Raw genomic sequence first — 24,453 nt, 5'->3', positions numbered from 1 at the left:
CACTCCGGAAGCAATCAACTTCATGGCCAAGTACGGGCGGGGGCTGATCTGCCTGACCCTGACCGAGGCACGCTGCAACCAGCTGAACCTGCCCATGATGACGACCCGTAACGGGACCTCGTACGGGACGAATTTCACGGTTTCCATCGAAGCAGCCGAGGGCGTGACCACCGGCATTTCCGCTGCAGACCGCGCCAAGACCATCCAGGTCGCGGTTGCGAAGAACGCCAAGCCGAGCGACATTGTGCAGCCCGGCCACATCTTCCCGCTCAAGGCGCAGCGCGGCGGCGTGCTGATGCGCGCCGGACACACCGAAGCAGGCTGCGATTTCGCCGAGCTGGCCGGCCTGACCCCGGCCGCGGTGATCTGCGAAATCATGAAGGACGACGGCACGATGGCGCGCCTGCCGGACCTCATCGAATTCGCCAAAGAGCATGGCTTGAAGATCGGCACCATTGCCGACCTGATCCACTACCGCAGCCAGAACGAGAGCATCGTCGAGCGCGTCGCCGAGCGCACCATGCACACCGTGCACGGCACGTTCAAGACCATCGCCTACCGCGACAAGCCGAGCGGCGGCGCCCACCTCGCGCTGGTGCACGGCGATATCGCGCCCGACCTGGAAACCCTGGTGCGCGTGCATCAGCCCGTTTCCATCCTCGACCTGCTCGAGACCCAGGCCACCACGCATTCCTGGAACATGGCTTCCGCGATGGCCGCCATCAAGGCCGCCGAGCGCGGCGTCATGGTGCTGCTCAACTGCGAGGAATCGGCCGAGCAGATGTTTGCCCAGTTCGAGGCGCTTCTCAAGCCGGAGGAACGTCCGCAGCCGCGCGAGACGCGCATGGACCTGCGCACCTATGGCATTGGCGCCCAGATCCTGAAGGATCTCAAGGTCGGCAAGATGAAGCTGCTCGCCAGCCCGCGCAAGATGCCCTCGATGACCGGTTTCGACCTGGAGGTTACCGGCTACCAGGCAAAGCCGGAAAATTGATCGCCGGCCGCCGGCGCCTACGCCGCGGCCGAATGACATCGCCGAACATCACATGGCCATGGGCCGCCTCGCCGGGCGAGGCGGCCCATGCTTCCAATATCAACGAGCGCAACCGCGCATGAAGGAAATACCATGACCGTAGGAACCTACGAAACGAATCTGAGCGGCGAAGGCCTGCGCATCGGCATCGTGCAGGCACGCTTCAACGAAGACGTTTGCCACGGCCTCCTGTCCTCCTGCCTCGCCGAACTCAAGCGCCTCGGCGTGGCCGACGAGGACGTCCTGCACGTGACCGTTCCCGGCGCGCTGGAAATCCCGCTTGCCCTGCAGAAAATGGCGGAGACCCAGCAGTTCGACGCACTGATCGCGATCGGCGCGGTCATACGCGGCGAGACCTACCATTTCGAGCTGGTGTCCAATGAGTCCGGCGCCGGCATTACCCGGGTCGGTCTGGACTTCGGCATTCCTATCGCCAACGCGGTGCTGACCACCGATACCGACGAGCAGGCCGAGGCGCGCATGGCGGAGAAGGGCGCGGACGCGGCCCGTGTCGCGGTCGAGATGACCAACCTCGCCATTGCGCTGGAAGAACTCGCAGAAGCGACAGAGGAAGAGTAAGCAATGACGCAAAAGACTGCCCACGCGAACCCGAACAAGAACCGCACCCCGCGCCACCGCGCGCGCGAATTCGCGCTGCAGGGCCTGTACCAGTGGCTGCTGAACAATGAAGATGCCGGCGCGATCGACGCCCATATCCGTGAAGCGCACGGCTTCAACAAGGCCGACGCCGAGCATTTCGACGTCTTGCTGCACGGTACGATCAAGCAGGCCGGCGCGCTGCGGGAAGGCTTGTCGCCGCTGATCGACCGTCCGATCGACCAGTTGTCGCCGGTTGAGCATGCGGCGCTCCTGATCGGCGCCTACGAGCTGACCAACCATATCGAAATCCCGTACAAGGTGGTGATCAACGAAGCCGTCGAGCTGACCAAGTCTTTCGGCGGGATCGATGGCCACAAGTACGTCAACGGCGTACTCGACAAGTTTGCGACGACTGCGCGCACGGTCGAAGTCGAAGACGCGAAGAAGCGCGGCCAGCACTGAGCGTCGTGCCGCACCCACGCTGCGCCGCATGCCGGCGCACGCTTGCACTTCATATCCTGCAATGACCCCAAACCTTGCTTCCCGCCTGACCAATATTGCTCCCTTCCATGTGATGGAGCTGGCGAAGATGGCGGCCGAACTGGAACGGCAGGGCCGTTCCATCATCCACATGGGTATCGGCGAGCCCGATTTCACGGCGGCGCCGCCTGTCATCGAGGCCGCGGCGCGCGCGATGGGCGACGGCAAGATGCAGTACACGTCCGCCGTCGGCATTCCCCCGCTGCGGGAAGCGATCGCCGCGCACTACCGGCGCGTGTATGGTCTGGAGATCGCGCCGTCACGCATCATCGTCACCGCCGGGGCGTCCGCCGCATTGCTGCTTGCCTGCGCGGCGCTGGTGGACAAGGGCGCCGAAGTGCTCATGCCCGATCCCTCGTATCCGTGCAACCGGCATTTCGTCGCAGCCTTCGATGGCCTGGCAAGAATGATCCCGAGCGGCCCGGAACAACGCTTCCAGCTCTCGGATGCCGTGGTCCGCGAACAATGGACGGACAAGACGCGCGGCGTGCTGCTGGCCTCGCCGTCCAACCCGACCGGGACCTCGATTCCGCATCACGAGCTGGCGAAGATCGTCTCGACGGTGCGGGAAAAGGGCGGCTTCACCATCGTCGACGAGATCTACCAGGGCCTGACCTACGACGAAGAGCCGTTCAGCGCCTTGTCGCTCGGCGACGACGTGGTGGTGATCAACAGCTTTTCCAAATACTTCAACATGACCGGCTGGCGCCTCGGCTGGCTGGTCGTGCCCGAATACCTCGTGCCGCAGATCGAAAAGCTGGCGCAGAACCTGTTCATCTGCGCATCGAGCATCGCGCAGCACGCGGGGGTTGCCTGCTTTGCGCCGGAGTCGATCGCCATTTACGAACAGCGCAAGGCCGAATTCAAGCGGCGGCGCGATTACATCGTGCCGGCGCTCAGGCAGCTGGGGTTCCAGGTTCCGGTCACGCCGGACGGAGCGTTCTATGTCTACGCCGACTGTTCCGCCTTGTCCGACGACGCCGACAGGCTGACGATCGACATGCTCAACCAGGCGGGCGTGGTGCTGGTGCCGGGACTCGATTTCGGGCCGTACACCGCGCGGCAGTACATCCGGCTTTCCTACGCTACCTCACTGGAAAACCTGCAGGAGGCCGTGGGGCGGCTTGACAGGTTCTTTGCCGGGCGCCCCTAGTAGGGCGTCCAGAGAATCTCGAAGGGCTCAAGCGCGTTCAGTCTGCGGGCACCTTCGTTCAATTTCTCACATTCCCATTCCACGTCATTCCCGCACAGGCGGGAATCCAGCGGCTTTTGACGATACTGGGTTCCCGCCTTCGCGGGAACGACGGCGTATCTTTGGGGGCAAGGCAGCAATAAAAAAAGGAGCCATGCGGCTCCTTTTTTGTTGGGCGATCAATCTTACAGGGCCGAAGGGTGATCGGCCTGCGCTAGCGGCTGGTTGTCAGACTCGGTTGCGTTGGCGGCTTCCTCGGTCTGGGGCTTGCGCTCCTGCGGACGCGCTTTCGGCGCCGCGCTTGCCGAGGTGGAGTAGATCGGCACCTTCTTGCCCATCGCGACTTCCTTGAGGCGCTGGTACTCGGCCAGCACCTTCGCGCCGTAGCCGGCATCGGATTCGAAAGCGCCTGCGCCGACGTACAACTTCAGGCCGGCTTCCACGGAACCGCCGCGCGTGACGTAATCCTTGAGAATCAGCGAGCCGACCTTGATGTTGGCGATCGGATTCAGCGCGGCCTTCACGCCGCCCAGTTCTTCAAACTTGTCGCGGTGCACCTTGGACATCACCTGCATCAGGCCCTGCGCGCCCACCGGGCTTTCGGCGAACGGGTTGAAGCGGGATTCGATCGCCATGACCGAGAGAATCAGCAGCGGATCGAGCTTGATTTCCTTCGCCGTCAGGTAGGCGGCGGAAACCAGCATGTCGGTTGCATCGGTGGCGACGCGATAGCGCTTGGCAAGCCATGCCGTCACCCATTGCTGCTGGCGGGAGCTTGCGGCCTGGGTCTTGTCGTCGGTCTGCACCGCTGCCACGGCCTTGTCTTCGGCCTCCTGGCGCACGATGGATTGCGTGGGCATGTCCATCAGACTGGCAACCGGCGGCACTTCCATTTCTTCTGTCTCGGCCTGCGCGAACGGCGACAGTGCCTTGAGGTGATCGGTAACCTCGGGTTTGACGAACATGATGCCGAGGGCGGCAATGGCAATAATGCCGAGCACCATCAGCGCATGGTGCGCCGTGGTAATGAAGCCGCTGACGGTGTCACGGGCGACCACGGCCCATGCTGCCGACTGGCTGGCTTTCTTGCAGGTAAAGTCGGACGTCACCCGGATGAATCGATTTAGCATTCGAACCTCCCTGAATCCTCGCGGCAAGCGAAGAGCCCACTACAGAGCCTTGTAGACGCTTGTGTTTGCCGTGAATCAGTTACATCGTCTGTCATCGCGCGCGGGGCAATCCGGCACAATCGGCAGACGTCGGAATTGCTTGCTCAGGACTGGCGGCGCGGTAAGAGGGGCCGGAACAGCGGCAAGCAACTTTTTTCGGGGATAAGGCAGACGCCTTGTGAAAACACTCCTTAAAATGTCATGTGGGACCCCGATCCCTGTGAGTGATGAGGATTCTCGATACGCAGCCACTCGTCCCCGGCCCGCCTCCTCATCAAGTTGGCCGAATTTTAGGGGGCTGTTTATATCGAGTCAATACTATAGAATCAAGCCTTTATTACTTTTAAATCTGTAAATCTCGCTGCGGCGCAACATTAACCCAATAAAATCAACGACTTGGGCTTGCATTTTAAAAACAGAAGTTGCCCTGCCACTTTGTAAAAAATCATGAAATATTCCGATTTGCGGGATTTTATTTCCCAACTGCAACAGTTGGGCGAATTAAAGCGCATCCAGGCTCCGGTTTCCCCGATTCTCGAAATGACCGAGATCTGCGACCGCACTCTGCGTGCTGCCGGCCCGGCCCTGATTTTCGAGAAGCCCACGGGGCATTCCATCCCCGTTCTCGGCAACCTGTTCGGCACGCCGCGCCGCGTCGCGCTCGGCATGGGCGCGGACGACGTGGGCGAGCTGCGCAAGATCGGCCACGTGCTGTCGACCCTGAAGGAGCCGGAGCCGCCGAAGGGCTTGAAGGATGTCCTGGGGCTCGGCTCGATGGTGAAGTCGCTGTGGGACATGGCGCCGCGCGAGCATCGTTCGGCGCCGTGCCAGGATGTGGTGTGGGAGGGCAATGACGTCGACCTCGCCCGCCTGCCCATCCAGCACTGCTGGCCGGGCGATGTCGCACCCCTGATTACGTGGGGGCTGGTGGTGACCAAGGGGCCGAACAAGAAGCGGCAGAACCTCGGCATCTACCGCCAGCAGGTCCTCGGCCGCAACAAGGTCATCATGCGCTGGCTGGCGCACCGGGGCGGCGCGCTCGACTTCCGCGAGCACGGTATCGTCAACAAGGGCAAGCCGTACCCGATAGCCGTGGCGCTGGGCGCCGATCCGGCAACCATCCTCGGTGCCGTGACGCCGGTGCCGGATACGCTTTCGGAATACCAGTTCGCCGGCCTGCTGCGCGGCAGCCGGACGGATCTCGTCAAGGCGATCGGCAGCGAGCTGCGCGTGCCGGCCTCGGCCGAGATCGTGCTGGAAGGGCATATCTACCCGGACGCGTCCCATCCGAGCGGCTACGAGCACGCGCTGGAGGGGCCGTATGGCGACCACACCGGTTATTACAACGAGCAGGAGTGGTTCCCGGTGTTCACCATCGATCGCATCACCATGCGGCGCGACCCGATCTACCACTCCACGTATACAGGCAAGCCGCCGGATGAACCCGCGGTGCTCGGCGTGGCCCTGAACGAAGTGTTCATTCCGCTGCTGCAAAAGCAGTTCCCCGAGATCACCGATTTCTACCTGCCTCCCGAAGGCTGCAGCTACCGCATGGCGGTGGTGCAGATGAAGAAGTCCTACGCCGGACATGCCAAGCGCGTGATGTTCGGGGTGTGGAGCTTCCTGCGCCAGTTCATGTATACGAAGTTCATCGTCGTGGTTGACGATGATGTGAACGTGCGTGACTGGAAGGAAGTGATCTGGGCGATCACGACGCGGGTCGATCCATCGCGCGATACCACGCTGGTCGACAACACGCCGATCGATTATCTCGACTTCGCCTCGCCGGTCAGCGGGCTGGGGAGCAAGATGGGCATCGATGCCACCAACAAATGGCCTGGCGAAACCAGCCGCGAGTGGGGGCGGACGATCGAGATGACGCCGGAAGTGAGGAGCCGGATCGACAACATCTGGCAGGAACTCGGGATCTGACGGGATTGACCCGGGTCAACCCGAGAAATACCGGGGCGCGCCGACGTCATTGCTGGTAGAATGTTCGTCGGCGGGCCCCTGCGCATTGCGGCGTGGTCAACCTGGTCAGGTCGGGAACGAAGCAGCCACAGCCACTCCCCGCAAGTGCCGTAGACAAGGCTCGCCCCTTATTCTTTCTCCGCTTTATCTCCCAGTTTTTCATTCTTGTTCCGGCTTCTTGCGTGCCGGACACGGCTTGCATCCTCAATCGCGCAATCCCCGGCTATAACTTGCAGCAGGTCAGGTAAAATGCGACCTACACTTATCAGCCAGCGCAGCCATGTCTTATCAAGTTCTCGCCCGAAAGTATCGTCCCAGGAGCTTTGAAACGCTCGTCGGGCAGGAGCACGTCGTGCGGGCGCTCACGCATGCGCTTGAGCAGCAGCGCTTGCACCATGCCTACCTGTTCACCGGCACGCGCGGTGTCGGCAAGACTACCTTGTCGCGCATCCTCGCCAAGTCGCTCAATTGCGAGACGGGGATCACCGCCAAACCCTGCGGCACTTGCGAGGCCTGTACCGCCATCGACGCCGGTCGCTTTGTCGATTACATCGAGATGGATGCGGCCTCGAACCGCGGCGTCGACGAAATGGCGCAGCTGCTGGAGCAGGCGATCTACGCACCGTCGAACGCGCGCTTCAAGGTCTACATGATCGACGAAGTCCACATGCTGACCAACCATGCGTTCAACTCCATGCTCAAGACACTGGAGGAACCGCCGGAGCATGTGAAGTTCATCCTGGCCACCACCGATCCGCAAAAGATTCCGGTCACCGTGCTCTCGCGCTGCCTGCAGTTCAACCTCAAGCAGATGCCGCCGGGGCATATCGTCGGCCATCTCGAAAACATCCTCGGCCAGGAAAACATTACCTACGATCCGCCGGCCCTGCGCCTGCTTGCACAGGGCGCGCACGGCTCGATGCGCGATGCGCTGTCGCTGACCGACCAGGCCATCGCCTATGCCGCTGGCAAGGTCACGCTCGAGTCCGTGCAGGGCATGCTCGGCGCGCTCGACCAGTCCTACTTGATCCGCGTGCTCGACGCACTTGCTGCGAAGGACGGCGCCGGCCTGCTGGCCGTGGCGGACGAAATGGCCACGCGCAGCCTTTCCTACAGCGCCGCACTGCAGGACCTGGGCACCTTGCTGCACCGGATCGCGCTGGCGCAGGCCGTGCCTGCCGCATTGGCGGACGACGTGCCGGAGCGCGAAGACATCCTCCGCCTGTCGGGCCTGTTCGATGCGGAAGAGGTCCAGCTGTTCTACCAGATTGCCGTGCATGGCCGCAACGAACTCGGGCTTGCGCCGGATGAGTACGCCGGCTTTTCGATGACGCTGCTGCGCATGCTGGCATTCCGCCCGGGAATTGGCGGCGCGGAAGCGAAACCGGTGGCGCGCGCCCCCGCCCAGGCGGCGCCGGCCGCACCCGTTTCCCGTCCTGCAGCCGCTGCGCAGCCCGCACCGGCCGCGACCGCTGCTGCACCCGCGCGTCCTGCGGGAGCGATGAGCCCGGCGCGTGCAGCGCTGGAAGCTGCGCGCAATGCAGGCAAGCCGCAGCCCGCTGCGCCTGTCCCACGCCCCCCGTCGCCGCCTGTGCAGGCGGCTGCGCCCGCGCCGGTTGCGGCATCCGTTCCGCCGTGGGAAGACAATCCTCCTCCGCCGGCACCGGAGTGGGGCGAGTTCGACTCTGTCCCGGCAGCGGCTCAAAAAAAAACTGAACTGAAACCTGCCGCCGATGCTTTTGGCGGCGATACGGCGGTGATGGAAGAAGAGGCGCCCGCCGCTCCTGCCGTTCCTGCCGAGCCACCTGCACCGCGCGCCAAGCCGCTATCAGCGATACCGATGCCGTCACTGAACTGGGACGGCGACTGGCCCGCGCTGGCCGCGTCGCTGCCCCTGCGCGGCGTGGTCCAGCAGCTCGCGCAGCAAAGCGAGCTGCTGCAATGTGAAGACAACAGCGGGGCCGTGTCCATCCACTTGCGCATCCCGCTCGATACGTTACGATCCGCCGGCGCCGTCGACAAGCTGGCGACCGCACTGACCGAGCGTTTCGGCAAGACCACCCGTGTGAGCACCGAGATCGGGAGCGTCGAACAGACTGCCAATGCCCAGGCCGTGGCCGACCGCGAGGCCCGGCTGCGCCAGGCGGAGGAAAACCTCCAGCGCGATCCCTTCGTGCAGGCGATGATGCGCGAATTCGGCGCAACCATCGTGCCGGGATCGATCAAACCCATTTGACAAGGAGCATGACCATGATGAAGGGCCAACTCGCAGGGCTGATGAAGCAAGCCCAGCAAATGCAGGACAACATGAAGAAGATGCAGGAGCAGCTGGCATCGATCGAAGTCGAAGGCCAGTCCGGTGCCGGCATGGTGAAGGTCGTGATGACCTGCAAGTACGACGTCAAGCGCGTGAACATCGATCCCTCGCTGCTGGGCGACGACAAGGACATGCTGGAAGACCTCGTTGCCGCGGCGTTCAACGACGCCGTGCGCAAGGCGGAAGCGACCTCGCAGGAAAAGATGGCCGGCATGACGGCGGGACTGCCGCTGCCGCCCGGCTTCAAGATGCCGTTCTGATCGCCAGTGAAGTCTCCCTCCAGTCTCGAGTTCCTGACCGAAGCATTGCGCCGCCTGCCGGGCGTCGGCCCGAAGTCGGCGCAGCGCATGGCCTACCACCTGATGCAGCATGACCGCGACGGTGCGGCCATGCTCGGCCGCGCGCTGTCGCAGGCGGTGGAGCGCATCCACCACTGTGCGAAGTGCAATACCTTCACTGAACACGAGGTCTGCGAAACCTGCCTCAATCCCGAGCGCGACGCCGGCCTGCTGTGTGTCGTGGAGACGCCGGCCGACCAGATGATGATCGAGCAGACCCTGACCTACAAGGGCTTGTACTTCGTGCTGATGGGACGCCTGTCGCCGCTGGACGGCATCGGGCCGAGGGACATCCATCTCGAAAAGCTGATTGCCCGGGCGACTGACGGCGCCGTCGCCGAAGTCGTCCTTGCCACCAATTTCACCAATGAAGGCGAGGCCACCGCGCATTACATCAGCGAGACGCTCAAGGCGCGCGGCTTGAAGGTCAGCCGTCTCGCTCGCGGCGTTCCCGTGGGCGGCGAACTTGAATACGTCGACGCGGGCACCATCGCCCGCGCCATGCTGGACCGCAGATCCACCTAGATTTCCCCCTCCACGACATGAACGAACACAAGCCGTCCGGCCCGCTCGCCGGTATCAAGGTCCTCGAACTCGGCACGCTGATCGCAGGCCCGTTCTGCGCGCGCATGCTGGCCGAATTCGGCGCCGAAGTGATCAAGGTCGAGACGCCGGACGGCGGCGACCCGATCCGCCAGTGGCGCGTGCTCAAGGACGGCACATCGCTCTGGTGGTATGTGCAGTCGCGCAACAAGAAGAGCGTGACGCTGAACATGAAGGACCCGCGCGGGCAGGAAATCGCGAAGCGGCTGGCGCTCGAGGCGGACATCATCATCGAGAACTACCGCCCCGGCGTGATGGAAAAGTGGGGCATCGGCTACGAGGATCTCAGGAAAATCAATCCAGCCACGATCATGGTGCGCCTTTCGGGCTATGGTCAGACAGGCCCGATGAAGGACTTGCCGGGGTTCGGCGCCATCGGCGAATCGATGGGCGGCATGCGCTATGTCTCCGGCCATCCGGACCGGCCGCCGGTGCGTATCGGCGTATCGATCGGCGATTCGGTGGCGGCCTTGCACGGGGTGATCGGCGCGATGATGGCGCTGCGTCACCGCGACGTCACCGGCGGCCGCTGGAACGGCAAGAGCGGCGAGGCCTGCGTGGCGGGGCAGGGCCAGATGGTTGACGTCGCCCTGTATGAAGCCGTGTTCAACATGATGGAATCGCTGGTTCCGGAATACGACCACGCCGGCGTGGTGCGCACGCGCACCGGTGGCGCCTTGCCCGGCATCGTGCCCTCGAATACCTATACGACGAAGGATGGCGAGAACATCGTCATCGCCGGCAACGGCGACGCGATCTTCAAACGCCTGATGATCGCCATCGAGCGCCAGGACATGGCCGACGATCCGCAGCTTGCGCGCAATGACGGACGGGTGCCGCGCACCGAGGACATCGATGGCGCGATTCAATCCTGGTGCAGTACGAAGACGATTGGCGAGGCACTGGACATCCTCAAGGCGGCCGACGTCCCGGTCGGCAAGATTTATTCGGTGCGCGACATGATGAGCGACCCGCAATTCCTGGCGCGCAGCATGTTCGAGCAGCATGCGTTCAAGGATGGCACGCCGATCAAGCTTCCCGCCATCACCCCGAAGCTGTCGGAAACGCCCGGCGAAACGAAATGGCTCGGGCCGGCGCTCGGGGAGCACAATGCCGAAGTCCTGCGCAGCCTCGGCTATGGCGAAGGGGAAATCGCGCAGCTGAGGAACGACAAGGTCATTTAAGGAGCGTCGACATGATGAACAAGAATTTCTGGAAGCAGTTTCTCATCGCGCTGGCGCTGTTCCTGGCCGGCTACTTCACCTTCAACGGCAATTTCTTCTCGTAAATTCCTTCAGCGGCCGTCGAGCACCTTGCGCAGCGCCGGCGCGGCCTGCCTGATGTCCTGCACCGGAATCGACGCGAATCCGAGCACCAGCCCGGACAAGCGCTTTTCCTGTGCCTGCATTCCATCCTCCAGGTAAAACTGGGAAAGTGCGCGAACCTCGATGCCGTTCGCGCGCGCCAATTGCGCGGCTGCACTGTCGTCGCGGCGTGCAATGAAAGTAGTGGACAACTGCAGGCCGGCGTCCGCCGCGCCAGGCCGGAGATGCGCTCCCAGCTCGTTGCCGATGGCCTCCAGCAAGGCGAGCCGGCGTTCCGCATAGGCTTCCCGCGTGCGCTTGATGTGGCGGCTGAAATGTCCTTCCGTGATGAAGTCCGCCAGCACGATCTGCGGCACGATCGCCGCGTGACGGTCCATGATGGCCCGCGCCTGCACGAAAGCGTCGACCAGGGCCGGCGGCAGCACGATGTAACCGAGGCGCAGGCCGGGGAACAGTATCTTGGACAAGGTACCCACATAAATCACGCTGCCGGCCTTGTCCTGGCTGTGCAGCGAGGCCAGCGGCGGACCGGTGTAGCGATACTCGCTGTCGTAGTCGTCTTCCACGATCCACATCCGGTTTTCCTTGGCCCAGGCGAGCAATTCGAGCCTGCGTGCCAGGCTCATCGTGGTACCCAGCGGCAGCTGGTGCGAGGGTGTGACATAGGCCAGCTTTGCATCGGGCCACGCCTGCTTTCCGAACGATAGCGAGAGACCTTCCTCATCCACCGGCACCGGACATACCCTTGCCTCCGCCGCCCGTAGCGAAGCGCTGATGCCGCGATACCCCGGGTCTTCGACCCATGCCGCGTCACCGGGCGCGAGGAGCAGGGTGGCGATCAGGAACAGGGCCTGCTGCGAGCCCGAGGTGATGACGATCTGGTCCGGATGGCAATGAACCCCGCGCGCCGTGCCGAGGTAAGCGCTCAAGGCTTCGCGCAAGGGCTTGTACCCGATCGGGTCGCTGTAGCCGAGTTCATGCGGCGGGCGGCGCCAGCGCCGTGCTTCCAGGCGTGCCCACACCTCGAACGGAAAGACATCGAGGCCGGGCATGCCGATGCGGAAGGCCTTGGGCGCACCCTCGTGGATATTCAAGACGGCCTGCGGCCCGATGAAGCATTCGCCGCGCACCGATAGCGGACGCAACGGCCGAGCCTCCGCCGCCTTGGTCCCGGTGCCGGCGAGCGGCAGCGTATGGGAGACGAAAGTGCCTTTGCCTACCGTGCCCGACAGGTAGCCTTCGGCCATGAGATGGGTATAGGCATTGAGAACCGTTTGCCTTGAAATCCCAAGCTGGCGTGCCAGTTCGCGCGTCGGCGGCAACTGGGCGCCCGGCGCAATCTTTCCCGCGAGGACGGATTGTTTGATGCCCTCGTACAACTGCCGGAACATCGGCGTTCCGGACGGGGGCGAAAGGCGGATGGTGGCAAGCGAATCGGCGAGGTGCATGGCTGTTCCCGAATTGGTATTCAAAAAATACCATATATTGGTACTTCAAGAAGGCCAATGGTTCCGTTACGCTTTGCCTTTCAGCAGGAAACGAGGAGGATTGCCATGCACAGTTACGACGCCACCATCACCTGGACGCGAGGCGACCAAGCCTTCGCCGACAACCGTTACAGCCGCGGCCATCGCTGGACCTTCGACGGCGGCGCCGAGGTGCCGGCCTCTTCCTCGCCGTTCGTGGTGCCCGTGCCGATGTCGGTCGCTGCCAATGTCGACCCCGAGGAAGCGCTCGTCGCCGCGACGTCGAGCTGCCATATGCTGTTCTTCCTCAACTTTGCGGCAAAGCGCGGATTCGTGATCGACAGCTACACCGACCGGGCCTCCGGCATCATGGAGAAAAATGCGGAGGGAAAAATTGCGATGACCCGCATCACCCTGCGCCCGCAGATCGTGTTCGGCGGCGAGCGTCGCCCGACGCAGGAAGAGATCGACCGCATGCACCACGATTCGCACGAGCAGTGCTTCATCGCCAATTCGCTGAAGTCGGAAATCGTGCTCGAACCGGTGAAGTGAAGGAGAGGCCATGTACATACCTTCCCAATTCGACGAGTCGCGCCCCGAGGTCCTGCACGCACTGCTGCGCGCACATCCGCTCGGCACGCTGGTGACCCTCGGTGCATCCGGGCTCAACGCAAACCACATCCCGTTCGAGTTCGATGCCGAGCAGAGCACCCTGCGCGCGCATATCGCCCGCGCCAATCCGCTGTGGAAGGACTTCTCTCCCGAGGTCGAAGCGCTCGTCGTCTTCCAGGGCGCGCAAAGCTACATCAGCCCCGGGTGGTATCCGACCAAGGAAGAGGATGGACGGGCGGTGCCGACCTACAACTACATGGTCGCGCACGCTTACGGACCGCTGCGGGTGATCGACGATGCGGAATGGATACGCGCGCAAGTCCAGCGGCTCAGCGAGCGCCATGAAACAGGACAGGCGCGCCCGTGGAAAATCACGGATGCGCCGGCGGACTACATCGACAAACTGTTGAAAGCTCTCGTCGGCATCGAGATACCGGTCACGAAACTCGCCGGCAAGTGGAAGGTGAGCCAGAACCAGCCGGCGGCGAACCGCGAGGGCGTGGTGCGCGGATTGCGCGAACAGGGCGGGGATGCCGCGCTTGCGATGGCCGCGGCCGTCGCAAGCCACGGCAGGGATTAACGCAGGGCTTCCACCATCTTTTCCAGCTTTACGGCGTCCGCGCAGAACAGGCGGATACCTTCGGCCAGCTTTTCCGTGCCCATCGCATCGTCGTTGAGCATCAGGCGGAAGGTCTTTTCATCGAGCGTCAGCTTCTTCAGGTCGGATGCCTGCGCCTCGTCGACGCTGAGCTTGCGCGCCACCGGCGCTTCGCTTTCGGCCAGCTTCTGCAGCAGCTCGGGGCTGATGGTCAGCAGGTCGCAACCGGCAAGCTCGACGATCTGCGAAGTGTTGCGGAAGCTCGCACCCATCACTTCGGTCTTGTAGCCGAACTTGCGGTAGTAGTTGTAGATGCGCTTCACGGATTGCACGCCCGGATCGTCCGCGCCGGTGTATTCCTGGCCGGTGGACTTCTTGTACCAGTCGTAGATGCGGCCGACGAAGGGCGAGATCAGCTGCACTTGCGCGTCGGCGCAAGCGATCGCCTGCGGCAGTGCGAACAGCAGGGTCATGTTGCAGCGGATGCCTTCCTTCTCCAGCACCTGCGCGGCCTGGATGCCTTCCCAGGTCGATGCAATCTTGATCAGGATGCGATCGCGCGGAATGCCTGCGGCTTCGTAGAGGGCGATCAGCGCGCGGCCCTTGTCGATTGTGCCTTGGGTGTCGAAGGACAGGCGGGCATCGGTCTCGGTCGATACGCGGCCGGGGATCAGCTTCAGGATCTCCAGGCCGAACGCGATGAGCAGGCGGTCGATGACGTCGCCTGTGGGCAGGCGCACGTTGTCGCGCACCGCCTTTTCCAGCAGCGGCTTGTACTCATCCTTCTGGACGGCCTTCAGGATCAAGGACGGGTTGGTGGTGGCATCGCGCGGCGCGAATGCCTTCATCGCCTGGAAATCGCCGGTGTCGGCGACGATGGTGGTGTGCTGCTTGAGTTGTTCGAGCTGGTTCATGACGGCAGATCCGGCGGAAAAAAACGCCAATGATACCCCCATCGCCGGCGGCAAGTTAGATCTGGATCAGGGGAAACAGCTTACAGTTTGGGCGGATGGCGCAGGAATGAATCGAATTGCATGTCGAGCTTTTGCAAGGCCTTTTGCGCGTTTTGCATCTTCTTGCGGAATTCCGGCCCGCGCTTGAGGGCGAGGCCGACGGCAAGGATGTCAATCACGACAAGATGGGCGAGCCGGGCGGAGATCGGCGTGTACGGGTCGATGTTGAAACTCAGGTCGATCGGCACCAGCACGCTTGCCTCTTCGGCAAGCGGTGTTCCGCTCGGCGTGAGCGCAATGACATCGGCACCGACCTTGCGCGCGAGCTGCACGCTGTGCAGCAGCGCTGTGCTGTTGCCGCGCTGGGAAATGGCCACGACAACGTCGCCCTTGGTCAGCAGCGCTGCCGATATGGCATGGATGTGCGGATCGGCATAGGCGACCGTGTGCACGCCCGAGCGGAAGAATTTGTGCTGCGCATCCGCCGCCACGATGCCGGACGTTCCCTGGCCCCAGAACTCAATCTTCGTGGCGCGTGCCAGCACCTCCAACGCCTTTTCAATGGCCGATGTTTGCAGGTTGTTGCGCAGATCGAGCAGCGTGTTGATCGAGCGGCTGCAGATCTTGCTGACGAGGTCCGAGGCGAGGTCGTCCTGCAGCGGCAACTCGTCGGCCTGGGGCAGGGCCAATGCCAGCGTCTGCGCCAGTTTGAGCTTGAACTCGTGCCAGCCGTCGTAGCCCAGCGCGCGGCAGAAGCGCACGACTGTCGGTTCCGATACCTGCGCGTTCTTCGCCAGCGCGGTGATGTTGCCGGAAACGGCCAGGTCCGGATTTTTCAGGACGGCCATCGCCACCTTCTTTTCCGACTTGGAGAGTGCGTCAAGCTGGGTCTTGATCGAGTCGAGCAGCATAGGGTGTCATTAAAATGGTCGGTGCCGCCCGGTTCATTCTTCCGGCAGCGCTTCTTCCCGCCATTGTAATCCGTCGCGCCCGATCAACGCGCTGGCGGCGGCCGGGCCCCATGTACCCGCCGTATAGGGCATGGGCTCGTCGCCTTCCTGTTCCCAGAAGTCGAGGATGGGCTCGACCCATTCCCACGCCGCTTCCAGTTCGTCGCTGCGCATGAACAGGGTGAGCTGGCCGCGCAGCACGTCGAGCAGCAGGCGCTCGTAGGCATCCATGCGCGGCATCTTGAAGGTCTCGCGGAAGTCGAGCTCCAGCTCGACCGGACGCAGGCGCATGCCGTCGCCCGGCGTCTTGGCCATCAGGTTCATCTGCAGGCCTTCGTCCGGCTGCAGGCGGATGATCAGGCTGTTGGCCTGGAAACTGCGGTTGGGCTGGGCGAAGATGGAATGCGGAATGGTCTTGAAGCGCACCACGATTTCCGCCAGCTGGTCGGCCATGCGCTTGCCGGTGCGCAGGTAGAAGGGCACGCCGGCCCAGCGCCAGGTGTCGATCTCGGCCTTGAGCGCGACATAGGTCTCGGTGCGCGACTGCGTATTCGCATCCGGCTCCTTGCGGTAGCCGGGCACCGGCACGCCTTGCACATGGCCGGAGCGGTACTGGCCACGCACCACGTTCTGCGCAATCGTGTGCGGCGTGAAGCGCTTCAGCGAGCGCAGCACCTTGAGCTTTTCGTCGCGCACCGCATCGGGCGTGGCCGACACCGGCGGTTCCATCGCCACGATGCACAGCAGCTGCAGGAGGTGGTTCTGCAGCATGTCGCGCAGGGCGCCGGCCGTCTCGTAATAATCCATGCGGTTGGCGACGCCGAGCTCTTCCGCAATGGTGATCTGCACATCCGAAATCCACTCGCGGCGCCACAGGGGCTCGAACAGCACATTGCCGAAGCGCAGGGCGAGCAGGTTCTGCACCGTTTCCTTGCCGAGGTAGTGGTCGATGCGGAAGATTTGCGATTCGGAGAACACGCGTCCGACTTCGGCGTTGATCTGCTTTGCGCTGGCAAGGTCGCGTCCCAGCGGCTTTTCCAGCACGACCCGGGACTCCGGCGTCGCCAGCCCGCACTCGGCGAGGTTATGGCAGATTTTCGCGAACAGGCTGGGCGGCGTCGCCAGGTAGAACACGCGCGTGATGGCATGTCCGGGCGACGAATCGCGCATCGACTTGACCAGCAGCGGATACGTCGCGGCATCCGTGGCATCGAGCGCGACATAGTCGATGCGCCGGCAGAAGGCGTCCCACACGGCCGGATCGGGCGAGCCCGACGCCGTATGGGGCTTGCTGCTGCGGTTCACTTCCTCGAGAAAGCTCTCCCGGGTCCATTCATGGCGGCCGACGCAAATGATGCGGGCCGTGGGCGGGATGTCCTTGGCACGCTCGCGGTTGTACAGTGCCGGCAACAGTTTGCGCATTGCAAGGTCGCCGCCGCCGCCGAACAGGACCAGGTCGAAATCGGAAAGAGCCATGATGACTTGAGGGTTGCTTTGAAAAACAAATGACAGCTGTTGCATGCGCCTGCAGTTGAGGCGCAGCGTGCGAACCAATTTTCGATGAAAAAGCCGGTTCCGTGTTCGTCCGTGCGGGAGAAATTATTCGACTATTCGGAAAGGGCGATTCTCGCACGCGCAATCAATCCGTTGGTCGACGCGTCGTGCGTATCCGTGCGCACCTCTCCGGCGAGTTCCGATTCGATATTCTTCGCCAGCACCTTGCCGAGTTCCACGCCCCACTGGTCGAAGCAGTTGATGCCCCACACCGCGCCCTGCACGAATACCTTGTGTTCGTAGAGGGCGATCAGCGCGCCCAGCGTGGCGGGAGCGAGCTTGTCCATCAGGATGGTATTGCTCGGCCGGTTCCCCGGGAAGACGCGGTGCGGCAGCAGGGAGCGGATCTTGTCTTCCGGGACCTGTTGCGCCTGCATCTCGCTGCGGACTTCCTCCTCGGTCTTGCCGCGCATGAAGGCTTCCGACTGGGCAAAACAATTGGCGAGCAGGACCATGTGATGTCCTTCCAGCCCGTGCGCCGGTTTCAGGGCTGCAATGAAATCGACCGGCATGAGGTCCGTACCCTGGTGCAAGAGCTGGAAATAGGCATGCTGCCCGTTGGTGCCCACATCACCCCAGACGATGGGACAGGTGGCCGCCGTCACCGGCGCACCCTCCGATGTGACGCGCTTGCCGTTGCTCTCCATTTCCAGCTGCTGCAGGTAGGCGGGAAACTGGCTCAGGTCCTGGTGGTAGGGCGCGATCGAGATCGAGCCGCTGCCGAAGAAATTGCGATACCAGACGCCTACCATGCCGAGGATGACGGGCAAGTTCTGCTCCAGGGGCGCGGTCTGGAAATGCACGTCCATCGCATGCCCGCCGGCGAGGAATTCCGAAAAGGCCTCGAAGCCGATGGCCAGCGCCAGCGGCAAGCCGATGGCCGACCAGACGGAATAGCGCCCGCCGACCCAGTCCCAGAACGGGAACATGTTTTCCGGATCGATGCCGAAGGCGCGCCCCGCCTCGGTGTTGGTCGATACCGCGACGAAATGGCGGGGCAGGTCGGATTCGCCGTGATGGCGCAGGAACCAGCTGCGCGCGGACTGCGCATTGAGCATGGTCTCGCGCGTGGTAAATGTTTTCGACGCGATAATGAACAGCGTCGTCTCCGGCCGGACTTTCGCAAGCACGGCGTCGAGGTCGTGGCCGTCCACGTTGGAGACGAAATGCAGGGAAAGCCGGGGATGGACGAAAGGCCGCAGCGCGCGGCAGGTCATTTCCGGGCCGAGGTCCGAGCCGCCGATGCCGATGTTGACGATGTCGGTGATCGGCTGCCCGTTGCAGCCCGTCCACTGGCCGGAGCGGATGCGTTCGCTGAACGCCCGGACGTGGTCGAGCACCTCATGAACCTCTCTCACGACGTCCTGTCCATCCACCACGAGCGAGGCGGTGCGCGGCAGCCGCAGTGCAGTGTGCAGGACGGCGCGGTCCTCGGTCGTATTGATCTTTTCGCCGGAAAACATTGCCGCGCGTTTCTGTTCCAGGCTGCGTTCCCGCGCGAGCTGGAGGAGCAGGCTCATGGTCTTTTCATCGAGCCGGTTCTTCGAATAGTCGAGCAGGAGGCCGGCGGCTTCGGTCGAGAAGCGAGAGAACCGGTCCGGGCTGCGGGAAAAGAGACTGCGCATCTGCCATTCCTTCGCTTCGGCAAAATGCGTCGACAATGCCTGGAAGGCGGGTGCATCGGTCAGGTTCGAATGTGACATAGGCTTGGGTGTTCCGGTGGAAGTCGATGTGTGTAAACCGTCTGTGTTCAACTATACAACATCTTTCGGTAAATTCACTACAGCTATTTGGACGGCGTGAATTTTTCTTGCGAAATCTCATCAGGGCGCTTCTCGTCTCAGTATAGACGCGGCTTTCATGGATCGAGGCCTGGGTCCTGCGGCCATGAGAGGGCGTGGGTAGTCCTGTGTCTGCTTCGAATATGTAGTAAAATTACGGAAAGATAGTCAAGGATTGCATCATGTCTCTTCACCCTGTATTGGCTTCCACCACCGGCCGCATCGTCAAGCGCAGCCTTCCCTACCGTTCCGCCTACCTTGCCCGACTCGATGCGGCGCGCCTGAAAGGCGTGCAGCGGGGCGCGCTGGCTTGTACCAACTTGGCGCACGGCTTCGCAGCCTTCCCGGCCAACGACAAGCTGCGCCTCAAGGAGCAGAAGGCACCTTCGGTTGCCATCGTTTCGGCCTACAACGACATGCTGTCCGCGCACCAGCCGCTGGAGCGCTTCCCGCACATCATCAAGGAAGCGGTGCGCGCGGCGGGTGGCGTGGCGCAGTTCGCCGGCGGCGTGCCGGCGATGTGCGACGGCGTCACGCAGGGGCAGCCGGGCATGGAATTGTCCCTGTTTTCGCGCGACACCATCGCCATGGCAACCGCGGTGGCGCTCTCGCACAACATGTTCGACGCGGCGGTTTACCTCGGCGTCTGCGACAAGATCGTGCCCGGCCTCCTGATCGGCGCGCTGCATTTCGGCCATCTGCCGGCGGTGTTCCTGCCAGCCGGCCCGATGACGACCGGCATCTCCAACTCGGAAAAGGCCAAGGTTCGCCAGTTGTATGCGCAGGGCAAGGTCGGACGCGAGGCACTGCTGGAGTCCGAATCCCAGTCGTATCACGGCGCCGGCACCTGCACCTTCTACGGCACGGCCAACAGCAACCAGATGCTGATGGAAGTGATGGGGCTCCATATGCCGGCGACGGCATTCGTTACGCCCAATACGCCGCTGCGCGATGCGCTGACTGCTGCCGGGGCGCGGCGCGCGGTCGAGATCAGCGCCCAGGGCAAGGAATACATCCCGGTCGGCCATGTGGTCGACGAAAAGTCCATCGTCAATGCCATCGTTGCCCTGCTCGCGACCGGCGGATCGACCAACCACACGCTGCACCTCGTCGCGATGGCGAGGGCGGCCGGCATCGTGATCGACTGGAATGATTTCGATGCCTTGTCGGCCGTCGTTCCGCTGCTCGCGCGCATTTATCCCAATGGCGAAGCCGACGTGAACCACTTTCACGCGGCCGGCGGCACCGGTTTCGTGATCCGCGAACTGCTCGATGCCGGCCTGCTGCACGAGGACGTTACCACGGTGATGGGAAAGGGTCTGCGCACGCACTGTGCCGAGCCGTTCCTGCAGGGCGAGGAAGTGGTGTGGCGCGAGGCCGCGCTTGCCAGCGGCGACCTCGATGTGCTGCGCCCGGCAAGCGAGCCGTTCTCGCGCGACGGCGGGCTGCGCCTGTTGACGGGGAACCTGGGACGCGCCGTCGTCAAGGTGTCCGCGGTCAAGCCCCAGCACCGCGTGGTGGAGGCGCCGGCCATCGTCTTCAATTCGCAGGAAGATTTCATGCACGCCTACAAGGCGGGCAAGCTGGATTGCGATTTCGTGGCCGTCGTGCGTTATCAGGGGCCGCGTGCCAACGGCATGCCCGAACTGCATGCGTTGACGCCGGCGCTGGCCAGTCTGCAGGATGCCGGACGGCGCGTGGCGCTGGTGACGGATGGGCGCATGTCCGGCGCCTCGGGCAAGGTGCCGGCGGCAATCCATGTGTCGCCCGAAGTGCTGGCCGGCGGTCCGCTGGGACGCGTGCGCGATGGCGACCTGATCCGGCTCGATGCGAACAGCGGCGAATTGAAAGCGCTGGTGGCGGACGCGGAATGGAATGCGCGCGGCATCGAAGCAGCGGATTTGTCTGCGAGCCATGTGGGCATGGGACGCGAACTGTTTGCCGTGTTCCGCAAGACGGTGAGCGCCGCGGAAGAGGGCGGCGCCACCTTCGAACTGCCGCCGCCGCTGCACCTGCCGGAAGAGCAGGACAATCCGCTGGCTGTGCCCGAAGAACAATCCTTCTCGGACGAGGATTCGCTCGTCACGCGCCGCTGACAAGGGAGAAAGATATGACACTGATCGAGATCATGCGTGCGTCGCCGGTCATCCCGGTGATTGCCATCGACAATCCGGAACATGCCGTGCCACTCGCGCAGGCGCTGGTGGCTGGCGGCATCCGCGTGCTGGAAGTCACACTGCGCACCGAGCACGGACTTCCCGCGATCGGGGCCATTGCGAGGGAAGTGCCGGACGCGATCGTCGGCGTGGGCACACTGACGCAACCGGACGAGCTGGCGGCCGCGCGCGATGCCGGCGCCGTGTTCGGTGTTTCCCCCGGCCTGACGCCCGGCCTCATCGAGGCGGCGAAGCAGTCGGGACTGCCCTTGCTGCCCGGCGTGATGACGCCCTCGGAAGTCATGCTGGCGCGCGAGGCCGGCTTTCGCCAGCTGAAGCTGTTTCCCGCGGTGCCGGCCGGCGGCATCGGCATGCTCAACGCAATTGCTGGCCCGCTGCCGGATGTGACCTTCTGCCCGACCGGCGGGATTTCACAGGAAAATGCGGCGCAGTTCATCGCCTGCAAGAATGTGGCCTGCGTCGGAGGTTCCTGGCTGACGCCGAAGAATGCGATGCAATCGGGCGACTGGAAGGCGATTACCGAGCTGGCGCGTGCGGCCAGCGCCTTGCGGCCGGTGTAACTACTCCGCCTTTTTCCTGGCGTCGGTATACATCACGACGCAATTGCGCCCGGAGCGCTTGGCCTGGTACAAGGCACGGTCCGCGGCATGGATGAGGGCGCCTGTCTTCGACAGGTGCTCCGGCACGAGCGTGCTGACACCGAGGCTGACGGTGACGACCTTGCCGACCCCGGAATACCCGTGCTCGATCTGCAGGCCTTCGATTTCGGCGCGCATGGTCTCGGCGATCTGCATCGCCCCGTCTTCATTCGTATCGGGCAGGATGACCGTGAATTCCTCGCCGCCGTAGCGCGCCACGAGGTCGCGCGAGCGGTTCAGCACACTGCCGAGCGTGGCGGCGATCTGCACCAGACACTGGTCACCACGCTGGTGGCCGTAGTTGTCGTTGTAGTCCTTGAAGTAATCGACATCGATCATGATCAGGGACAGCGGCGACGCATTGCGCTTGGCGCGGCGGAATTCATCGTCGAGATGCAGGTCGAAGCGGCGGCGGTTGGCAATGCCCGTCAGGCCGTCGACCAGGGTCTGCGATTCCAGTTCGCTGGCCAGCTCGCGCAGCTTGCGTTCGCGCGATACCGCGAGGCTGACGTCGGTGATCTGCACCACGCAGTGCCGCGCAAGGCCGTCGATCTCGAGCGGCATCACATGCACCGCCTGTTGCATGCGGGTGCCGCTGATGGCGTCGACCGCATTGGCATACAGCGGGAAGGGCGCCTTGTTGAGCGTCTGCGACAGCAGGGATGCAAAATTGTTTTCGAGGGCCGCGCGGATGGCGATGTGGGTACGCCCGTCGACCATGTCGGGAAACACTTCGCCGAAGGTCTTGCCCTGGATGTCCGCGGCGGGCAGCTGCGAATGTTGCTCCATCCACTGGTTCCAGATCACGATGCGCTGCTCGGCATCGACGACGATGATGCCGGCCCGCACGGCCTCCAGTACACCCTGTAGCAAGCGCAGCTGCATGGCTATCCCATCAGCTTGGCGAGGTAATCGTCGATCTGGCGCTGCAGGTCCTGCAGCGCCGGCATGTCGAGCAGGAAGGCGACATAACCGTAGATGTGGTGGCGTTCGATGTTGAAGTCGATCTTCAGCGTCAGCACCACGCCGTCCCATTCCTTGCCGGAGACGCCGAGGATGACGTCGCCGGTGCCGGCCAGGTAGGTCGGCAGCGAACCGCGCAATTCCTTCCCCGCCGCATTGGCAAACGCGCCCATGCAGGAATTCAGGATGATGTTACCGATCTCGCTCATCGCCTCCTGTTCCATCTCGCTGAGCTCTTCCACGGTCATCGTCTGGCCGACCATGAGGCGGACGATCTCCAGGCTTTTGTCTTCCGGGAACATCAGGAAGGCTTCGGTACTGAACGCACCGTCGAAATGCTGCGCCACCGCCGAGATGCGGCGGCCTTCGTTGCTGCCCAGCGTCTTCGCGACTTCAGCACGGCTCTGGAAGGTGATCATCGGCACCGACATGGTGACCTCTTCTCCCACGATGCGGCTCATTGCCGCTGCCGCACGGCCGACGCCGAGGTTGAAGATCTCAACCAGGGCGTCGTGCTGAAGTTCGGTGAGCTGGAACATTACTGGTTTTCGAAGACGGCAATGATGCGGTCGATGCAGGCTTCAGTGATCGGCTTCTCGGCGAATCCGATGCCTAGCGCGTTTGCCTTTTCGCGCGTGGCGTCCTGCACATTGGCCGTCAGCAGCGTGATGTGCGCCGACGGGCATTTGGCCTGGATCTTGTCCACTGCCGCCAGGCCGCCCATGCCGGGCATGTTCAGGTCGAGCAGGACGAGGTCGGGAGTGACGGTTTGCAGCTTGTCGATCGCTTCTTCGCCGCTGGCAGCCTCGGCGATCGTCCAGTCGGGGTGCCGATGGAGGATGTACTGCTTCGACAGCAAACGGGATACCCTGCTGTCGTCTACAACGAGTACGGTTGTCATTTTTGCATCGCTTGGAATGTGTTAAAGCAAAATAATGCTTTCTGGTAAGTCTACCATCCCAACGCTTGCCCACGAGCGTTACAGCCGAGAAAAAATCCGGTTTGGAGACAGCTCTGCGCTTAAAATACCCGCTTCCATTTTCACTGCAACGCACCATGACCCAAGACGAAATGAAACAGGCGGTGGCCCGCGCCGCCATCGAATACGTGCCCAGCGGCGAGATCATCGGCGTCGGCACTGGTTCCACCGCGAATTTCTTCATCGATGAACTCGGCAAGATCAAGGACCGCATCAAGGGTGCGGTCGCGTCGTCCGAGGCCACCGCGGCTCGCCTGAAGTCGCACGGCATCACGGTGTTCGATCTGAACGAGGTCGACGCCATGTCCGTCTACATCGACGGCGCCGACGAAATTGAACCGAAGGGCGCGATGATCAAGGGCGGCGGCGCCGCACTGACGCGCGAAAAGATCGTCGCCTCGGTGGCAGCGAAGTTCGTATGCATCGCGGACGGCTCCAAGCTGGTGGACGTGATGGGTGCCTTCCCGCTGCCGGTGGAAGTGATCCCGATGGCGCAGGCTGCCGTGGCGCGCAAGCTGAAGACGCTCGGCGGCGAGCCGCGCCTGCGCATGAAGGACGGCCAGCCGCTCCTGACCGACAACGGCTGCATGATCCTCGACGTGGCCGGGCTGAAGATTGCCGACCCCGCAGGACTGGAAGCGCAGATCAACAACATCCCGGGCGTCGTGACCGTCGGCCTGTTCGCGCAGCGCGG

General features: G+C 63.3%; 23 protein-coding genes and 1 other RNA gene. 15 read left to right on the top strand and 9 right to left on the bottom strand.

The window, feature by feature from the left end; all coding sequences use genetic code 11:
- The 4 genes from ribBA to VFF99_RS00680 form a co-directional block, all read left to right on the top strand.
- Positions 1–994: bifunctional 3,4-dihydroxy-2-butanone-4-phosphate synthase/GTP cyclohydrolase II (gene ribBA / locus VFF99_RS00695; protein ID WP_325014043.1), on the top strand; the 994-nt coding region annotated here is incomplete at its 5' end.
- Positions 995–1,126: 132 nt separating this feature from the next.
- Positions 1,127–1,612, top strand: coding sequence for a 6,7-dimethyl-8-ribityllumazine synthase (ribH, locus tag VFF99_RS00690; protein ID WP_324902260.1), 486 nt, complete (start codon positions 1,127–1,129; stop codon positions 1,610–1,612).
- 3 nt (positions 1,613–1,615) lie between these two features.
- Positions 1,616–2,095, top strand: coding sequence for a transcription antitermination factor NusB (gene nusB, locus VFF99_RS00685; protein ID WP_325014041.1), 480 nt, complete (start codon positions 1,616–1,618; stop codon positions 2,093–2,095).
- A gap of 28 nt (positions 2,096–2,123) precedes the next feature.
- Positions 2,124–3,326 (top strand): pyridoxal phosphate-dependent aminotransferase, encoded by a 1,203-nt coding sequence (locus VFF99_RS00680; RefSeq protein WP_414691485.1) that lies wholly within the window; start codon positions 2,124–2,126, stop codon positions 3,324–3,326.
- A gap of 224 nt (positions 3,327–3,550) precedes the next feature.
- Here the strand turns inward: VFF99_RS00680 and VFF99_RS00675 are convergent, their stop codons facing one another.
- Positions 3,551–4,495 carry a lytic transglycosylase domain-containing protein gene (locus VFF99_RS00675; protein WP_325014037.1) on the bottom strand — a complete coding sequence of 315 codons (945 nt, stop codon included), beginning with the start codon at positions 4,493–4,495 and terminating at the stop codon, positions 3,551–3,553.
- A 486-nt stretch (positions 4,496–4,981) separates the two neighbouring features.
- Here VFF99_RS00675 and ubiD point away from each other — a divergent pair, with 486 nt between their 5' ends.
- The 6 genes from ubiD (at position 4,982) to VFF99_RS00645 (ending at position 10,947) form a co-directional block, all read left to right on the top strand.
- Entirely contained in the window at positions 4,982–6,466 is a 1,485-nt protein-coding gene (gene ubiD / locus VFF99_RS00670; protein WP_325014036.1) for a 4-hydroxy-3-polyprenylbenzoate decarboxylase, read from the top strand.
- A gap of 69 nt (positions 6,467–6,535) precedes the next feature.
- Positions 6,536–6,634, top strand: an RNA gene (gene ffs, locus VFF99_RS00665) — signal recognition particle sRNA small type.
- Positions 6,635–6,785: 151 nt separating this feature from the next.
- Positions 6,786–8,741 (top strand): DNA polymerase III subunit gamma/tau, encoded by a 1,956-nt coding sequence (gene dnaX / locus VFF99_RS00660; protein WP_325014034.1) that lies wholly within the window; start codon positions 6,786–6,788, stop codon positions 8,739–8,741.
- A 14-nt stretch (positions 8,742–8,755) separates the two neighbouring features.
- Positions 8,756–9,082 (top strand): YbaB/EbfC family nucleoid-associated protein, encoded by a 327-nt coding sequence (locus VFF99_RS00655; protein WP_325014032.1) that lies wholly within the window; start codon positions 8,756–8,758, stop codon positions 9,080–9,082.
- Between the two features lie 6 nt (positions 9,083–9,088).
- Positions 9,089–9,685 (top strand): recombination mediator RecR, encoded by a 597-nt coding sequence (recR, locus tag VFF99_RS00650; protein ID WP_325014030.1) that lies wholly within the window; start codon positions 9,089–9,091, stop codon positions 9,683–9,685.
- 17 nt (positions 9,686–9,702) lie between these two features.
- Positions 9,703–10,947, top strand: a complete 1,245-nt coding sequence (locus VFF99_RS00645; protein WP_325014028.1) for a CaiB/BaiF CoA-transferase family protein — start codon at positions 9,703–9,705, stop codon at positions 10,945–10,947.
- Between the two features lie 110 nt (positions 10,948–11,057).
- Here VFF99_RS00645 and VFF99_RS00640 read toward each other — a convergent pair whose 3' ends face one another.
- Positions 11,058–12,536: a PLP-dependent aminotransferase family protein gene (locus tag VFF99_RS00640; RefSeq protein WP_325014027.1), complete on the bottom strand. Its 1,479-nt coding sequence runs from the start codon at positions 12,534–12,536 to the stop codon at positions 11,058–11,060.
- A 105-nt stretch (positions 12,537–12,641) separates the two neighbouring features.
- Here VFF99_RS00640 and VFF99_RS00635 point away from each other — a divergent pair, with 105 nt between their 5' ends.
- Entirely contained in the window at positions 12,642–13,106 is a 465-nt protein-coding gene (locus tag VFF99_RS00635; RefSeq protein WP_325014025.1) for an OsmC family protein, read from the top strand.
- A gap of 10 nt (positions 13,107–13,116) precedes the next feature.
- On the top strand, positions 13,117–13,746 hold the full coding sequence (locus VFF99_RS00630) for an FMN-binding negative transcriptional regulator (protein ID WP_325014023.1): 630 nt from the start codon (positions 13,117–13,119) through the stop codon (positions 13,744–13,746).
- On the opposite strand, the gene tal is transcribed toward VFF99_RS00630, so the two are convergent.
- The 4 genes from tal to pgi all read right to left on the bottom strand — a co-directional run bounded on the left by tal (position 13,743) and on the right by pgi (position 18,924).
- Positions 13,743–14,678: a transaldolase gene (gene tal / locus VFF99_RS00625; protein ID WP_325014021.1), complete on the bottom strand. Its 936-nt coding sequence runs from the start codon at positions 14,676–14,678 to the stop codon at positions 13,743–13,745. The two genes, VFF99_RS00630 and tal, sit on opposite strands and share 4 nt — an antisense overlap.
- A gap of 80 nt (positions 14,679–14,758) precedes the next feature.
- Positions 14,759–15,628 carry an SIS domain-containing protein gene (locus VFF99_RS00620; protein ID WP_325014019.1) on the bottom strand — a complete coding sequence of 290 codons (870 nt, stop codon included), beginning with the start codon at positions 15,626–15,628 and terminating at the stop codon, positions 14,759–14,761.
- A gap of 33 nt (positions 15,629–15,661) precedes the next feature.
- Positions 15,662–17,143 carry a glucose-6-phosphate dehydrogenase gene (gene zwf, locus VFF99_RS00615; RefSeq protein ID WP_325014017.1) on the bottom strand — a complete coding sequence of 494 codons (1,482 nt, stop codon included), beginning with the start codon at positions 17,141–17,143 and terminating at the stop codon, positions 15,662–15,664.
- Positions 17,144–17,274: 131 nt separating this feature from the next.
- Positions 17,275–18,924 (bottom strand): glucose-6-phosphate isomerase, encoded by a 1,650-nt coding sequence (pgi, locus tag VFF99_RS00610; RefSeq protein ID WP_325014015.1) that lies wholly within the window; start codon positions 18,922–18,924, stop codon positions 17,275–17,277.
- 260 nt (positions 18,925–19,184) lie between these two features.
- Between pgi and edd the strand changes: the two genes are divergently transcribed.
- Together edd and VFF99_RS00600 are read left to right on the top strand one after the other, a co-directional pair.
- Complete coding sequence (gene edd / locus VFF99_RS00605) at positions 19,185–21,098, top strand: phosphogluconate dehydratase (RefSeq protein WP_325014013.1); 1,914 nt, start codon at positions 19,185–19,187, stop codon at positions 21,096–21,098.
- 14 nt (positions 21,099–21,112) lie between these two features.
- Entirely contained in the window at positions 21,113–21,739 is a 627-nt protein-coding gene (locus VFF99_RS00600; RefSeq protein ID WP_325014012.1) for a bifunctional 4-hydroxy-2-oxoglutarate aldolase/2-dehydro-3-deoxy-phosphogluconate aldolase, read from the top strand.
- Here VFF99_RS00600 and VFF99_RS00595 read toward each other — a convergent pair whose 3' ends face one another.
- From VFF99_RS00595 to VFF99_RS00585, 3 genes are read right to left on the bottom strand one after another with little or no spacing between them, the layout of a single operon-like run.
- Positions 21,740–22,702 carry a diguanylate cyclase gene (locus tag VFF99_RS00595; protein WP_325014010.1) on the bottom strand — a complete coding sequence of 321 codons (963 nt, stop codon included), beginning with the start codon at positions 22,700–22,702 and terminating at the stop codon, positions 21,740–21,742.
- A gap of 2 nt (positions 22,703–22,704) precedes the next feature.
- Complete coding sequence (locus tag VFF99_RS00590) at positions 22,705–23,319, bottom strand: chemotaxis protein CheX (RefSeq protein WP_325014008.1); 615 nt, start codon at positions 23,317–23,319, stop codon at positions 22,705–22,707.
- Positions 23,319–23,681 (bottom strand): response regulator, encoded by a 363-nt coding sequence (locus tag VFF99_RS00585; RefSeq protein WP_325014006.1) that lies wholly within the window; start codon positions 23,679–23,681, stop codon positions 23,319–23,321. The genes VFF99_RS00590 and VFF99_RS00585 overlap by 1 nt, the downstream gene beginning before the upstream one ends.
- A gap of 155 nt (positions 23,682–23,836) precedes the next feature.
- Between VFF99_RS00585 and rpiA the strand changes: the two genes are divergently transcribed.
- A partial coding sequence (gene rpiA, locus VFF99_RS00580) for a ribose-5-phosphate isomerase RpiA (RefSeq protein WP_325014004.1) occupies positions 23,837–24,453 on the top strand: 617 nt, incomplete at its 3' end.

Source organism: Noviherbaspirillum sp. (assembly GCF_035654295.1).
Lineage (GTDB): Bacteria > Pseudomonadota > Gammaproteobacteria > Burkholderiales > Burkholderiaceae_D > Noviherbaspirillum.
The sequence above is the reverse complement of the archived record's forward strand: the minus strand, read 5'-3'. Positions and strand labels throughout refer to the sequence as shown.